Source organism: Dehalobacter sp. 12DCB1, assembly GCF_004343605.1.
Lineage (GTDB): Bacteria > Bacillota > Desulfitobacteriia > Desulfitobacteriales > Syntrophobotulaceae > Dehalobacter.
Window position 1 is genome coordinate 1 of the sequence record NZ_POSF01000020.1, and the last position, 14,934, is coordinate 14,934.

11 protein-coding genes are annotated in these 14,934 nt (G+C 43.9%); all 11 read left to right on the plus strand.

What is annotated here, in order from left to right; translation table 11 throughout:
* Positions 1-76: 76 nt before the first annotated feature.
* The 11 genes from C1I38_RS13070 (at position 77) to C1I38_RS13120 (ending at position 14,857) form a co-directional block, all read left to right on the plus strand.
* Entirely contained in the window at positions 77-511 is a 435-nt protein-coding gene (locus C1I38_RS13070) for a DUF4362 domain-containing protein (protein WP_207668624.1), read from the plus strand.
* A 295-nt stretch (positions 512-806) separates the two neighbouring features.
* On the plus strand, positions 807-1,451 hold the full coding sequence (locus C1I38_RS13075; protein WP_119776724.1) for an N-acetyltransferase: 645 nt from the start codon (positions 807-809) through the stop codon (positions 1,449-1,451).
* A 381-nt stretch (positions 1,452-1,832) separates the two neighbouring features.
* The gene (locus C1I38_RS13080) at positions 1,833-2,249 is read left to right on the plus strand and encodes a DUF3795 domain-containing protein (protein WP_119776722.1); all 417 of its coding nucleotides are present in this window, start codon (positions 1,833-1,835) and stop codon (positions 2,247-2,249) included.
* Between the two features lie 355 nt (positions 2,250-2,604).
* Positions 2,605-4,062, plus strand: a complete 1,458-nt coding sequence (locus C1I38_RS13085) for a hypothetical protein (protein ID WP_119776721.1) — start codon at positions 2,605-2,607, stop codon at positions 4,060-4,062.
* A gap of 150 nt (positions 4,063-4,212) precedes the next feature.
* Entirely contained in the window at positions 4,213-5,064 is an 852-nt protein-coding gene (locus C1I38_RS13090; RefSeq protein ID WP_119776720.1) for an undecaprenyl-diphosphate phosphatase, read from the plus strand.
* A gap of 505 nt (positions 5,065-5,569) precedes the next feature.
* Complete coding sequence (proC, locus tag C1I38_RS13095; RefSeq protein ID WP_119776719.1) at positions 5,570-6,370, plus strand: pyrroline-5-carboxylate reductase; 801 nt, start codon at positions 5,570-5,572, stop codon at positions 6,368-6,370.
* Entirely contained in the window at positions 6,371-7,486 is a 1,116-nt protein-coding gene (proB, locus tag C1I38_RS13100) for a glutamate 5-kinase (protein ID WP_119776718.1), read from the plus strand.
* Between the two features lie 122 nt (positions 7,487-7,608).
* Complete coding sequence (locus C1I38_RS13105; protein ID WP_119776717.1) at positions 7,609-8,862, plus strand: glutamate-5-semialdehyde dehydrogenase; 1,254 nt, start codon at positions 7,609-7,611, stop codon at positions 8,860-8,862.
* Positions 8,863-9,439: 577 nt separating this feature from the next.
* A complete protein-coding gene (gene nuoE, locus C1I38_RS13110; protein WP_119776715.1) occupies positions 9,440-9,949 on the plus strand; it encodes an NADH-quinone oxidoreductase subunit NuoE in 510 nt (169 codons plus the stop codon).
* Between the two features lie 27 nt (positions 9,950-9,976).
* The gene (nuoF, locus tag C1I38_RS13115) at positions 9,977-13,063 is read left to right on the plus strand and encodes an NADH-quinone oxidoreductase subunit NuoF (protein WP_119776714.1); all 3,087 of its coding nucleotides are present in this window, start codon (positions 9,977-9,979) and stop codon (positions 13,061-13,063) included.
* Positions 13,064-13,072: 9 nt separating this feature from the next.
* Positions 13,073-14,857, plus strand: a complete 1,785-nt coding sequence (locus C1I38_RS13120) for an NADH-dependent [FeFe] hydrogenase, group A6 (protein WP_131930085.1) — start codon at positions 13,073-13,075, stop codon at positions 14,855-14,857.
* The last annotated feature ends 77 nt before the right edge of the window (positions 14,858-14,934 follow it).

Below are 14,934 nucleotides of genomic sequence, written 5' to 3' on the forward strand. Positions count from 1 at the left end.
CCGTTATACGAAACCACTGGGTCCTAATGGTTTTTAAGAAAGTATTTTAGAATTAGTTACAAGGTGGTAAGAAATTGTGAAGAGGTTTACGTTTTTCTCATTATTATTCGTGTATTTGATTATGTCTTTAACAGCTTGCTCGGCTCTTTTCCCATATTATAGTTCTAATAAAGCTATAGAGAATGGCGATGTAGTTGTATCAGGAAGTAAAATTTATAATATCGATAAACTTGATAAGTTCATAGATAGTATTAATAGAGGAGAGAAGACAAAAGTTCAAATTGATAAGTATAATATCAAGAATAACCCTGCAATGTATATTATTGAATTTGATGGGAAGCTATTAAGTTATTCATTTGCAAGACCTTCAGATGATGACTCTAAAGATATACTTGCTGGAGTTAACCCCGAGATTGAAAAAGCAAGTAGAGAAGAAAATGAAGATGGCATTAACTATTATCTTACAGACAATAGAGGCGTTAAAACCTGTATTTTTACTGTGCCAAAGTAATTTGGAATTAATGTTAGGGTAATTCTTTGCCGTGGCATCGTATAACAGCGTATTCCCAAAATCTGAGAAGAATGAATGTAGTAACCAGACTTCGGGAATACGCAGGACGTTAGGCGAAAGACCATGCAGGGAACCGCGCATCCATGCACGGATTGGAAAATGACAAATAAATGATTAGATTGTTGCACATGTGTAGGATGTTATGAAGTACAGATAAACAGGATTATTTATTGAGCGGATAGCCATAATGAAAAGCACAAATATTGGTCTTAGGCAAATTAAGGGAGGTTTGTAAATGAACAAAATGATTAAGATTAGGAATGAAGAAGAAACAGATTTTGAGAAAGTGGAAGAAATCACAAGGAAAGCTTTTTGGAATTTATATAACCCGGGGTGCGTTGAACATTATTTGGTTCATGTTATGCGATTCCACAAAGATTTTCTTCCGGAGCTGGATTTTGTGATTGAAGTTGATAATCAAATCATCGGGAATATCATGTATACGAAAACAAAACTAATTGATGAATCCGGGGAAGAAAAAGACATCCTTACTTTCGGTCCGGTTTGCATTTTGCCGGAATATCAGAGAAACGAGTATGGAAAAAAGCTAATGGAGTATTCCTTTGAACAGGCGGTCGCACTTGGTTATGATGTGATCGTAATATTTGGAAACCCGGGTAATTATGTAAGCCGTGGTTTTAAGAGCTGTAAAAAGTACAATGTCTGTCTTGAGAATGGAACATATCCGACGGCAATGATGGTAAAAGAACTCAAACCAGATGTCTTGGACGGAAGGAAATGGTTTTACTATCAAAGTCCTGTATTTGAGATAGACGAACAAGAAGCCGGGCGCTTTGACGAGGGTTTGGAACGATTGGAGAAAAAATACCAGCCAAGCCAGGAAGAATTTTATATTTACAGCCATTCAATTATACAGTGAGTTTTCTTTTGTGGCATAAGGATAAATTCCAATTTATCTTTGAGATATATACATAATTCGTTGTTGAAGTTAGGGTACATCATTCTTATTTTGTGCATAAATACAGTTGTTGAGGAAGTTCAAGGGACGCCCCTCCATGGTCGTCTCTGAATCTGGGGGACATGGTCCATCGCCTAACACGGATTTTCCGACACTTGGAGGATGATGCATGCAGTAGGGCGCGTCGGGGATTCCTGGACGTTCTACGACATATCATGCAAAGACCGCGCCGTCCTGGCGTGGAGGAAATGGATCATAGGTATTTCTTTGCAGCAGTTGGATTTTTAGTAACAGTAAAATAACGCGATGTTATGATATATATTTTGAGGTGCGAGGTATAAGATGAACAAAATAAAAGAAGAACTGATTGCTCCTTGTGGTATGAATTGCAGACTTTGCTTAGGTAACCAAAGGAAGAAAAATCATTGCAAAGGATGTCGTAATGAGATAGATATTAGGTATAAAACAAAAGGTAGCGTCAGTTGCATAATCAAGAACTGTTCTGTAATTCAAAGCAATGAATCAGGATTTTGCTTTGAATGCGATAAATACCCTTGCCGGAGGTTAAAACAGTTAGATAAGCGATATCGAACAAAATATCACATGAGCATGCTTGAAAACCTTGAGCAAATAAATCAATCTGGCATTGATTCATTTTTGCGGAATGAGGAAAATAAATGGACTTGCAAAGAATGTGGCAATATTGTTTGCGTACATAGAGCTTTTTGTTTGGTATGCAAAACTCCATATATAGAGTGAGTATTTTCCTAGATACATAATTATAAAGCTTTAGATAAATTGTTATTTGTAATGCTGGTGCTGATTGCTAACCTATTTAAGGCAGCGTCATCCGGGCACTGTCTGAATTACGGGGCACGATACGTCGTTGAACAAGCCGTTCTCAAAACTTAGAATAGATGAATGAAGTATGACGCTTCGGGAACGGCTGAACGTTATGCGAAAGACCATAAAAATGACGTGTGACAGTAAGTATATCTTTGAGCTTACAAGTCCTTGGTACAAGCCAGTTTCGAAAATAAAAATTTGTGACCTTCAACTATAAGTTATATGTTATAAATAGTGAGGTGTGACAAGCTATTAAAGGAGTGAAAGCATGTCTAGGATAAGCAATATTCTTGAAAATAAGGGCCCATTATTGTCTGGGTCACTGGCTAATGAATTAGTTAATCAATTCTCAATTTCTAGGGAAGCAGCTCGTAAAGAAATTTCCCGGGCGTCTGCACCAATCAGAAAGTTGAAGAACGTTACCTTCGATAATAACCAAAAGTATCTGTACTTAGATTCCCATTTTTCTAGTGATATCTTTTTTGAAAAACTTCTACAATATCTTAGGCTAAATTCGAAGGCTTATTATTATTTTATAAAAGCTGTATTAAACAATTACGGTTATATTCTTACAAACGAAATTGCAACTTATACATGTTCTCCAGTTCAGCCGCTTAAAGGCCACAAACCAGCTGATTCCATAATCAAAGATTTACTATATATTAATTTGTTATTAGACAATGGTGACGGTTTATTTCAATTAAATCCTTCTGTAGATATTCCACAAAGCTACACACGTTTTAAAGCTCTAAATATTGCAAAGAAAAATATTATGAATGATTTCTATGACTGGTCCCGAAAGATTAATCTAGTCGCATATAATTCTGGTAGGATGATTGAACAAATGCCAGAATTTCATAAATTTCAGTGGAGTTTCACAGCTCCATCATATATTAATGGACTGCAAAAGGGCAGTAAGCCTGGGTTTGTTGTTGCAGACGTGGTTTTGGGTAAAAAACTTTTGGAAGAGGATATAGAGTATTTTCTTGCAAAAGTGAATGTTATTAGTCAAAGTAAGAAGCATTCTCCCTTCATACCGGTACTTATAGTCGAGGGTATAGAAGAAAATGCTTTTTCAAGACTGAAATCTGCAGGTGTAGTATTGGGGTTTATTGATAAGCTATTCGGGAATCAATATTTAGAAACACTCAGAGCCCTTGTTTCCATCGTAGAGAATGCTTCAGCAGTCATAACAAAAAATCCGGATAAATATTTTGAATTTATAGAAGCACTTTCTAAGCTAGAGGGAAAAGCATCCAATCTTAAAGGTGATGTATTTGAATTAGCAGTCGGGTATTATTATTCTCAGTTAGCACCTTATTTAGAAATTAACAAATTGATCACAGAACGCGAAAGTGGGAAAAGTAAAGAAATAGATGTATATGTAAAGTATCCAACCGAGGCTAGATTCGTAGAGTGTAAGGGGTATAGTTATCCACTCGATGAAGAGTATGTTTCTAAATGGTTAAGTGATAATATACCTACTATTAGAAAATGGGCATTAAGTCAGGATGAATTTACTCATAAAGATTTGATATTTGAGTTATGGTCAACAGGAGGATTTGAGCAATCTGCAATAGATAAGCTTCAAAAAGCTGCAGGTTCGACAAAAAAGTACACGATAAGATTCTTTGATGCACAACAAATAGCCGAAAAAGCTAAGGAAGCCAAAAATGATAACCTCAATAGAATACTAAAAAATTATTTTACAAGCAATTCTTTGTAGCACGGTCCTTCGCATAACCATGTGTTACCGTATCAAGAACCTGGCTATAGCTCTAATTATAAGATTGACAGACAGCCTGTACAAGTGCCAAAATAGACCAGGTAAGAAAAAAGGGAATACATAAATCAAGACAATAGATAAGGAGACAGTATGGCAACCATTCAATTTATTATTCAATCGATTATTTTAGGCATCGTGGAAGGGATCACGGAGTTTCTGCCGGTCTCATCGACAGGCCATTTGATTATTTTTCAAAATCTAATCGGGTTTCAAGGAACGAATCAGCATTATGTAGAGATGTATACCTATGTGATTCAGCTTGGAGCGATTTTGGCGGTCATTGTACTTTATTGGAAGAAGATCAAACAAACACTGGTGGATTTCTTCCCGTCAAGGGTCAGCTATCAGGAATCCGGACTGAAATTCTGGCTGATGATTGTGCTGGCGTGTATTCCGGGCGCTACGATCGGGATTCTGTTTGACAATACCGCGGAAAAATACCTGTTTTTTCCGATCCCTGTGGCGATAACACTTTTCCTCGGTGCAATCCTGATGATCTATGCTGAGAATAGGCTTAGAACAAAGGCACCGGTTGGACGGGACCGGGACTTGAATGTTTCTCCAAGACAAGCGGTTATGATCGGCTTATTTCAATGTTTGGCTGTTATTCCGGGGATGTCCCGTTCGGCATCGACGATTATCGGCGGATGGGTTGCCGGGTTGCCGACGGTGGCTGCCACGGAATTTTCGTTCTTCCTAGCGATTCCGGTGATGATTGGGATGAGCCTGCTGAAGGTTGTTAAAATTGGTGGTCTGGCTATTCTGACTTCACAAGAAATCTTGTCATTGGCTGTCGGCTTCATTGTATCCTTCCTGGTTGCAGTCATCGTCATCCAGAAATTCATTTCATATTTACAAAGAAAACCGATGCGGATTTTTGCGATCTACAGAATGATATTCGCCGTGTTCGTGTTGGCAGCAGGGGTAGCTGGTCTATTCTAAATCAACTTGTTTCATCCGAATATTATCCTGAAATCTATCAGACAACCAAACATTCAGCCAGTCTTTTGGGTCATATATCATCGAATATTCAGGTTGTTCCCGGGTATTTTTTGTGCTAGAATAAATAGTGAATTGGAAAATTAAAGCTGATGATCAACCCAGTATGTTAACGGGTCATACAGAGAGGGGAACTGCGTACGCGCGTGTACAAAGCTGGAAGTTCCCTTGATAGTTAACAGAACCCCAGTTGTGAAGTGAGAATGAATAATCCTACGGCTGTCTCACCGTTATCTGAGCTTGAAGCGGCGTATGCGCAATTAAGGTGGTACCGCGGAAGATATACTTCTTTCGTCCTTAGATGGACAGAGAAGTTTTTATTTTTTTCTGCGGAAAGTATTCTTAAATGAATCAAAATGATTTGGAAAATATTAAGGGAAAAACTTACAGGGAAAAATGGTCAGAATATTAAAAATTAGAAATTAAGGATAGAATGGGGCGTGTAAATATGCAAACGATCGGATTTATTGGAACAGGCAATCTGGCTTCGTCCGTGATTAAGGGGTTATCTCAGCAGGACACGGATTTCCGGATCATGGCCTATGATGTATTTCAGGAGAAAGCGGAACTCCTGGCCCAAACGTATGGTGTTGCGAGCGCTTCTTTTACTGAAACCATTCAGGGATCAGATGTTATTTTCCTAGCAGTAAAGCCAAAAGATATTAAAGGTCTTCTTGACCAGCTTGCTCAGTTCAATCTTGCAGGAAAGCTTATTATTACGGTAGTAGCAGGGATAGGGCTGTCTGTTTACGAACAGGAACTTCCCGGCATCGCCGTGGTAAGGGTCATGCCTAACACGTCCAGTGCAGTACTGCAGGCTGTATCCGGGTTGGCCAGAGGATGCTGTGTTACCGACGGACAGGCAAAGACGGCTGAAACGATCTTTGCTGTTTTGGGAAAATTCCTGTGGATTGACGATAGTAAAATGAATGCGCTGACTGCCGTCAGCGGCAGCGGCCCGGCTTATTTCTATTTTTTTACGGAACTGATGGCGCTGGCTGGTGAAAAGCTTGGCCTGACGAGGGACGAAGCTGAATTTCTGGCCGCGGAAACCATGGTTGGCGCAGGGAAAATGATTGCTGAGAGCGGCAAAACTTCGCTGGAATTAAGAGAAGCTGTTACATCACCGAACGGAACGACCTACGCCGCACTGGAGAGCTTCCGGCAAGCCGGTCTGGCAGATATTGTCTATCAGGCTATGGAGGCGTGTGCCAAACGGGCTGAGGAGATGGAAGGAGAGTATGTTTGAATGAATACCCTGAAAAGGGCAGTATTAAAAATAGGCAGCAACAGCTTAAGCCTGCCGCAAGGCGGCATTGATGAAACCGTCATCGACCAGCTGGCCGCAGTCATTGCTGAGCTGAGAAAGCAGGGAACAGACTGCATCCTAGTTACCTCCGGTGCTGTTGCTGCCGGGATGGCCAAGATGAAGCTGAAGGAACGTCCGAAGGATATTGTCGGCAAGCAAGCCACAGCGGCTGTTGGGCAGGGAATATTGATTGAAAGGTATTCGTACTATTTTGAGAAATATGGCATGAGTTGTGCCCAGATCCTTCTTTCCCGGATCGACTTGGTTGAAGCCGAACATTACCGAAATGCGAGGAACACCTTGGAAAAACTGCTGAACTTCGGAATTATTCCGGTCATCAATGAAAATGATACCGTAGTTTTTGAAGAATTATGCTTCGGGGATAATGACAGGTTATCCGCGCTGGTGGCAGGAATGGTCAATGCAGATCTGCTGGTTCTGCTGACGGATGTCGACGGTTTGTTTACAGCGAACCCTGTCGATCATTCTGACGCTGTTCTGATTCCGCAAGTTCAAAACGTGGCGGAGGTCAAAGGTCTGGCCGAGGGTTCGGGTTCTGCGGTGGGGACTGGCGGTATGATTACGAAATTAAAGGCCGCCGAAATGGCAACCCGGTTTGGAACGCCGACATTTCTGATGAATGCGACAAGAATTGCCCAAATCAAAGACATTACTGAAGGTAATTATCCGGTAGGAACCTATTTTCCGCCGTTAAAACATAAACTAAACGGAAAGAAACGCTGGATGGCGTATGCGGCATTATCAATGGGCACGGTCATCATCGACGCCGGTGCCGAGAAAGCCTTGCTTCATGACGGCAAAAGCCTGCTTGCTTCCGGAGTAACCGGAATCGAAGGATTCTGGGAGCGCAAAGACCTGATTAAAGTTGTGAATAACCGCGGAGAAGAAATTGCCCGCGGGATTGTGGAATTCAGCAGTGAAGAGACGGAGAAAGTCAAAGGACTTCACTCTGAGGAAATACGCAGGCTGATTTCCGGGATTAAAGCAGAGGAACTGGTTCATAGGGATAACCTAACGATTACGCAGGAATACTGATAGGAATATTTAATTTTGTTGGTATGATGAAAAGATATTATCGGATTTACGAGAGATCATAAAAATATATTTAGCAATCGAGTATTTTTAATTATTGGAGAGATTGACTGGAGGTTGTGATGATGGAATTTGCTGAAGACCTTGTAATGATTGGCCAGCGGGCCAAAAATGCGGCACGCAAACTGGCTTTTACGGGCACGGAGACAAAGAATAAAGCCTTACTCGCAATGGCCCAGGCGCTTCTTGACAACGAGGATGCAATTCTGGAAGCCAATGCGCTGGATGTTGCGGCGGCAGAGAAAAAAGGACTTAAAAAAAGCTTGATCAACCGTCTCCGTCTTACCAGCGCCGGGATTTCGGATATCAGCAATGCGATCAAGGAAGTGGTCGGTCTGCCCGATCCTGTCGGCGGCGGAGAACTATGGAAAAGGCCGAACGGTCTGGTGATTCAGAAGACGATGGTCCCGCTCGGTGTTGTGGCAATGATTTATGAAGCCCGGCCGAATGTGACAGTGGACGCAGCGGCACTGTGTTTAAAATCTGGTAATGCCTGCATCTTACGCGGAGGTTCGGAAGCGATTGAAAGCAATAAAGTACTGGCTAGGGTGATCGCTGAAGCTGCTGAACAGAGTGGAATTCAGGAAGGTGCGATTCAGCTTATACAGAAGACGGATAGAGAGTATGCCCTGCAGCTGATGCGCATGAATAAATATATTGATGTGATCATTCCGCGGGGCGGGGCAGGACTGATCCAGACAGTGGTTGAAAATTCCACCGTTCCAGTGATTGAGACCGGTACAGGGGTCTGTCATGCCTATGTTGATCTCGATGCTGATTATGAAAAGGCAGTATCGGTGGTCTTTAACGCCAAAACGCAGAAACCCGGCGTTTGCAATGCACTGGAAACCTTACTCGTTCATGAGGCGGTAGCGGAAGAGTACCTGCCAATGATCGGAAGAAAATTTAAAGCGTACGGCGTTGAAATCCGCGGCTGTGAAAGAGTCAGAAAGATTTTGGATTATGCTGTTCCGGCAACGGAAAAAGATTGGTCGACGGAGTACCTTGATCTGATCATCAGCGTTAAGGTTGTCAACAGTATCGATGAAGCATTGGACCATATTTATACGTATAGCACGAAGCATTCTGAGACAATCATTACTGAAAACTACACCGCCTCCCAACGTTTTTTAAATGAAATCGATGCAGCTGCAGTTTATGTCAATGCTTCAACACGTTTTACCGATGGCGGTAGGTTCGGTTTTGGCGCTGAAATTGGCATCAGCACGCAAAAGCTGCATGCCCGCGGTCCGATGGCTTTGCCGGAACTGACGACGATCAAATATATTGTTTATGGGAACGGCCATATTGTCGAATAGGCTTGACGCTGGATTTGTGGCACGCAGACCAGATTTAGGGGAATATATAGATACTCCAAGTTCTGGTATGAATGCTTATAGATTTCTTCGTGTATCTTTGTGTTGCGGTCAAATCTGGCGGGTGCTATAATTCTTCAAGAGATATTCTATATTCATTCTGGTGAATATTTAGGATTCCGAAGTAAATATTGAGGTTGTTTTTGATATATTTGTGTTATCGCTGCATACTTTTTAATGTACCGGAACGGCTTTGAGATATTTCTTTTTACCCGTTTTGATGATCCGTGCGTGAAGGTATGAGACCTTGAATGATTCCATTGGAGGGTTAGCACAGTTTGTGTTATACCATAGATAAGTTTCTATATAGGGGGCGATATTTTTTATTCTTTAGTTTGTGATCGTTAGTACTTGGAACAAATTTGTATGGATATATTAAAAGTTATACGTACTTTTTGATATATCTAGACCGCCAAAGGCTCGACGCCAACCAAGTTTTCTTTAAAATGTAGGGAGGGATTCTTTTTTTTGGACACTGGTTGTGAATTTGAACACAAAAAGTTACCTAAGGAGGTAAACAATGAGCAACAAAGTTAAAAATTGTCAATGCTGCTGTAGTGAAGAAACTGACCAGCAAAAATTGGACATGATTGCTGAAGTGATCGAAAAATACAAGAATAGAGAAGGAAGTCTGATTCAAGTACTTCATATGGCTCAGAATATTTATGGATATTTGCCTCTGGAAATCCAGAGATTTATTGCAGAAAGCATGAACATGCCTCTGTCGGAGGTATCGGGCGTTGTTACTTTTTACTCTTTCTTTTCGACCCAGCCCAGAGGAAAGCACATTATCCGTGTTTGCCTTGGAACGGCTTGCTATGTCAGGGGTGGCAAGAAAATTATTGACCGTCTGGAACAGATTCTCGATATAGAAATTGGCGGAACAACGAAAGACAGGCTCTTCACTTTTGAGGTAGCCCGTTGTATCGGTGCCTGTGGACTGGCTCCAGCGATGATGATCGACGATGTTGTGTATAAGCAGGTTAACCCGGATAAGCTTGATAGTATCCTGAACAAATATAGAAATTAAGGTAGGGCTGGAGGTGAAATAAAGCGCATGAAAATCAATCGTGTTGCTGATTTGGATCAAATTAAAAAGGAATACAGTGAACAACTGTCCAAGTATAATTATCAAATCCTTGTATGCGGAGGCGCAGGTTGTGTATCCTCCAACTGCGGTGAAGTATCCGCTGCGCTTGTGAAATATCTGGAAGAATACGAGCTTCAGGATAAGGTTGCAGTTAGTGAGACAGGCTGTATGGGGACTTGTGCTGTCGGTCCTGTCCTTCTTATTCTACCTGATGAAACTTTTTATACGGATGTTAATCCCGAAAAAATGGCCGAGATCGTAAAATCCCACATTATCAACGGTACGGTGCTGGAAAAGTATACATTTTACGATCAAACGCTTGGCAAACACGTTCCCAATATTAAGGATATCGATTTTTTCAAAGACCAGGTCAAAATAGCGCTCAGAAACTGCGGTCAGATCGAATACGCTTCGATTGACGCTTATATTGCCAAAGACGGCTATTATTCGATTGCCAAAGCCGTGAACAGCATGAAGCAGCAGGATGTTGTCGATGAAGTTAAAAAGTCCGGCATCAGGGGCCGCGGCGGTGCCGGGTTCCCGACAGGTATCAAATGGGAAGCTGGAATGAAATCAACGAGCGATCAGAAATTCATGGTCTGCAATGCTGACGAAGGAGACCCTGGTGCGTTCATGGACAGAAGCGTCATCGAAGGTGACCCGCACAGTGTCATTGAAGGGATGATGCTCGGTGGTTATGCGATTGGTGCAAGCATGGGCTATGTCTATATCCGGGCGGAGTATCCGATTGCTGTTGAACGTCTAGGTGCCGCGATTGAAGAAGCCCGCCAGTGCGGCCTGCTCGGAACGAAACTGTTTGGTTCAGATTTCGAGTTTAACCTGGAAATCCGTATTGGCGCAGGCGCTTTTGTCTGCGGTGAAGAAACATCTCTGATGGCTTCGATCGAAGGCAAACGCGGAGAACCCAAACAAAAACCGCCGTTCCCGTTTGAACGCGGCTTGTTTGGTAAACCGACCATTATCAACAACGTAGAAACCCTTGCCTGCATTCCTCCGATCATTCTGAAGGGTTCGGACTGGTATGCGCAGTTTGGCACCGAAAAGAGCAAAGGCACCAAGGTCTTCGCGCTGGCCGGAGATATCGTCAATACCGGTATCGTCGAAGTCCCGATGGGCATGAGCCTCGGCAATATTCTGTTTAATATCGGCGGAGGCATTCCCGGAGGCAAAAACTTTAAGGCTGCCCAGGCCGGCGGCCCTTCCGGCGGCTGTATCACAAAAGAATATCTGAATACGCCGATGGATTATGAAAATATCAGCAAAATCGGTGCCATTATGGGATCCGGCGGACTGGTCGTGATGAATGAGGATACCTGTATGGTCGATACCGCCAGGTACTTCATGGATTTCATCCAGGATGAGTCCTGCGGAAAATGCGTTCCGTGCCGTGTCGGAACCAAGAGAATGCTCGAGATCCTGGAACGCATTACCAAGGGAGAAGGCCAGGAAGGCGATATCGAGCTTCTTGAAGAGCTCGGCGCTCAGATCAAAGAAACCGCCATGTGCGGCTTGGGCCAGACGGCTCCAAATCCAGTTTTGAGCACCATCCGGTATTTCCGTGACGAATACGAAGAGCATATCAAGAACAAATACTGCCGTGCCGGCGTATGTTCGGACCTGTTCCTTTCGCCGTGTGAGAATGCCTGCCCGGCAAGCGTCAATGTACCCGGATATATGGGTTTGATCTCGGCAGGAAGATATATCGATGCTTACAACCTTATCAGACAGGAAAATCCGTTTCCGGCTATTTGCGGAAGAATTTGCACGCACCCGTGCGAAAGCAAATGCCGCAGGGCGCAGCTGGACGAAGCGATCTCGATTTCCGATCTGAAACGGTTCGTGGCGGATTATGCGTTCAAGCATGAAGAAGAATCCACGAAAGACATTGTCTTCCCGAAAAACGGCAAGAGCGTCGGCATTATTGGCGCAGGTCCTTCAGGCTTGACTTGCGGCTATTACCTGGCAAGACTCGGCTATGAGGTCGATATTTATGAAGCAGCGCCTGTGGCCGGAGGCCTACTTGCATTTGGTATTCCGGAATACAGGCTGCCCAAAGACGTGCTCAAGCATGAAATCAAACTGATTGAGCAAGTCGGCGTCAAGATCCATCTGAATACCGAAGTAGGCAATGACGTCAGTTTCGCCGGGCTGCGCAAAAAACATCATTCCATTTATATTGCAACAGGAACCCAGCTGTCCAACAAGATCAATATCCCGGGCGAAGACCTCGAGGGGGTTGTTCACGGCTTGAATTTCCTGCGCAATGTGAACCTCGGACAGGATGTCAAGATCGGTGAAACCGTGGCAATTATCGGCGGCGGCAATACTGCGATTGATGCAGCCAGAACGGCTTTAAGGTTAGGCGCTAAGAAAGTCAATGTTTTGTATAGAAGAACGATTCAAGATATGCCTGCTGATGCCAGAGAAATCTGCGATATGATTGAAGAAGGCATTGAGATACTTCCGCTGGTTGCCCCGACCCGTTTTATTGGCAAAGACAAAATCGAAGCAATTGAATGCGTCAGAATGAAGGTGAGCGGCTTTGATTCTGCCGGCAGAAGAAAACCAAAAATTGAAGAAGAGTCCAATTTCACCCTGAAGGTCGATATGGTCATCCCGGCGGTCAGCCAGTCTTCGGATCTGCCGTTTGTCGGAATGGATGATGTTGAATTAACAGAGTGGGGAACTTTTATTACGGATAAAGACACCTTGATGACCACGATGGATGGCGTATTTGCCGGCGGTGACGTTGCCAGAGGCTCCGATGTCGCGATCACGGCCATTGCTGACGGTAAGAAGGCGGCATCTTCCATTGACCTCTACCTGGGCGGCAAAGGCGTACTAAACAAAGGCGAAGCAATTGCAATTCCTGCACCGGCCGATCAGGACGAACTTGTCGAGCATGCCAGATTTCCAATGGAAGTTCTTGATCCGGAAAAGAGAAAAGACTGCTTCTGCGAAGTGGTTCAAGGGTATCACAAGCTCAATGCAATTGCAGAATCTATGCGCTGTTTACGCTGTGACAGGAGGTAAGTAAGTGGTATGGTAAATTTTAAAATTAACAACAAAAGTGTTTCCGTTCCAGAGGGCGCGACCATCCTGGAAGCCGCGAAACAGAACAATATTCATATTCCCAACTTATGCTATTTGGAAGGCGTTCATAAGTTTGGTTCCTGCAGACTGTGCGTTGTTGAAGTCGAAGGCGCTAAGAGCCTTCAGCCTTCCTGTATGGTTACGGTCAGAGAAGGAATGGTTGTCAAAACCAATACCGAAAAAGTCCGTAAGGCCCGGAAAGTCCTATATGAACTGATTCTGTCGGACCATCCGAAAGACTGCCTGAACTGCGAACGCAATCAAAGCTGCGAGCTGCAGGAAATGGGTAATATGCTTGGCGTCGGCGAAGCCCGTTTCGAAGGAAAACGTTCAGCCGGCTGCATCGACAAATCCCCTTCCATTACCCGCGATATGTCTAAATGCATTCTTTGCCGCAGATGTATCACCGTCTGCAACGAAATTCAGCAAGTCGGTATTTTGAATGCACAAAACCGTGGATTTAAGACGGTCGTCGGTCCTGCTATGGATCTGCCGATTAATTCCGTAAACTGTGCTTACTGTGGACAATGTACGGTGGTCTGCCCGGTAGGTGCACTGAAGGAAACCGATGCGATCCAGGATGTCTGGCAGGCGATCAATAATCCCAATAAACGCGTGGTTGTTCAGGTTGCCCCGGCTATTCGGGCTGCAATCGGCGAAGAGTTCGGGCTGGAACCCGGGACACTCGTTACCGGCAAACTGGCTTCTGCTTTGAGAGAACTTGGCTTCGACGATGTGTTCGACACGAACTTCACTGCTGACCTGACCATTATGGAAGAAGGCACTGAATTCCTGACCAGGGTCAAAAATGCGCTGACCGGCGGCCAAGCTACCCTGCCGATGATTACAAGCTGCAGCCCGGGCTGGATCAAATATGTAGAGCATGCCTATCCGGAAGAACTTGACCATCTCTCGACCTGCAAATCCCCGCATACCATGCTCGGAGCGCTGGTGAAGTCCTATTATGCCGATAAGATCAAGGTTGATCCGAAGGATATGTATGTCGTATCGATCATGCCCTGTACGGCCAAAAAGTTCGAAATTTCCAGACCGGAAATGCAGAACAATGGCGTACCAAATGTTGATGCCGTACTGACGACCAGAGAACTTGCCAAGATGATTAAGGAAGCCGGCATTGATTTTGTAAACCTCGAAGACAGTAAATTTGACAATCCGCTCGGTCTTTCCTCCGGTGCTGCCGATATTTTCGGTGTTACCGGCGGTGTTATGGAAGCTGCCTTGCGTACGGTTTACGAAGTGGTTACTGGACGGGAACTGCCGTTTGACAAGCTCCATGTTACTCCGATCGTTGGCTTGGAACAGATTAAGACGGCGGATGTGATCATCGAGAATCCTGTTGAAGCTTATAGGTTCCTCGACGGAGTTACGGTAAAAGTTGCTGTAACCAGTGGTCTGGCAGGAGCGAAGATCCTTCTGGACCAAATTGCCAAAGGTGAATCCCCGTACCACTTTATCGAAGTGATGGGATGCCCCGGCGGCTGCATCAGCGGCGGCGGCCAGCCCAGACCGACCACACCGGAGATCCGTCAGAAACGTCTCCAGGCTATTTATAAGGAAGATGAAGGCAAGCAGCTTAGGAAATCTCATGAGAATGAGGATGTCATGAAACTGTATGACGAGTTTCTGAAAGAACCCAATGGCCATAAATCGCATGAACTGCTGCACACGCATTATACACAGCGCGGCAAGTTTAACGAATATCTCTGCAAGTAGGGTACAATCAAGAAAGAGCCTAATGCGTAGAATGCTTAGGCTCTTTCTTTTTCTTTCCGAATGTTGTAGTATTAATT

Coding starts and splice junctions, on each gene's coding strand:
- C1I38_RS13120 (WP_131930085.1), top strand. CDS start 13,073: ATGGTAAATTTTAAAATTAACAACAAAAGTGTTTCCGTTCCAGAGGGC.
- C1I38_RS13085 (WP_119776721.1), top strand. CDS start 2,605: ATGTCTAGGATAAGCAATATTCTTGAAAATAAGGGCCCATTATTGTCT.
- nuoE (WP_119776715.1), top strand. CDS start 9,440: ATGAGCAACAAAGTTAAAAATTGTCAATGCTGCTGTAGTGAAGAAACT.
- proC (WP_119776719.1), top strand. CDS start 5,570: ATGCAAACGATCGGATTTATTGGAACAGGCAATCTGGCTTCGTCCGTG.
- C1I38_RS13090 (WP_119776720.1), top strand. CDS start 4,213: ATGGCAACCATTCAATTTATTATTCAATCGATTATTTTAGGCATCGTG.
- proB (WP_119776718.1), top strand. CDS start 6,371: ATGAATACCCTGAAAAGGGCAGTATTAAAAATAGGCAGCAACAGCTTA.
- C1I38_RS13075 (WP_119776724.1), top strand. CDS start 807: ATGAACAAAATGATTAAGATTAGGAATGAAGAAGAAACAGATTTTGAG.
- C1I38_RS13105 (WP_119776717.1), top strand. CDS start 7,609: ATGGAATTTGCTGAAGACCTTGTAATGATTGGCCAGCGGGCCAAAAAT.
- nuoF (WP_119776714.1), top strand. CDS start 9,977: ATGAAAATCAATCGTGTTGCTGATTTGGATCAAATTAAAAAGGAATAC.
- C1I38_RS13080 (WP_119776722.1), top strand. CDS start 1,833: ATGAACAAAATAAAAGAAGAACTGATTGCTCCTTGTGGTATGAATTGC.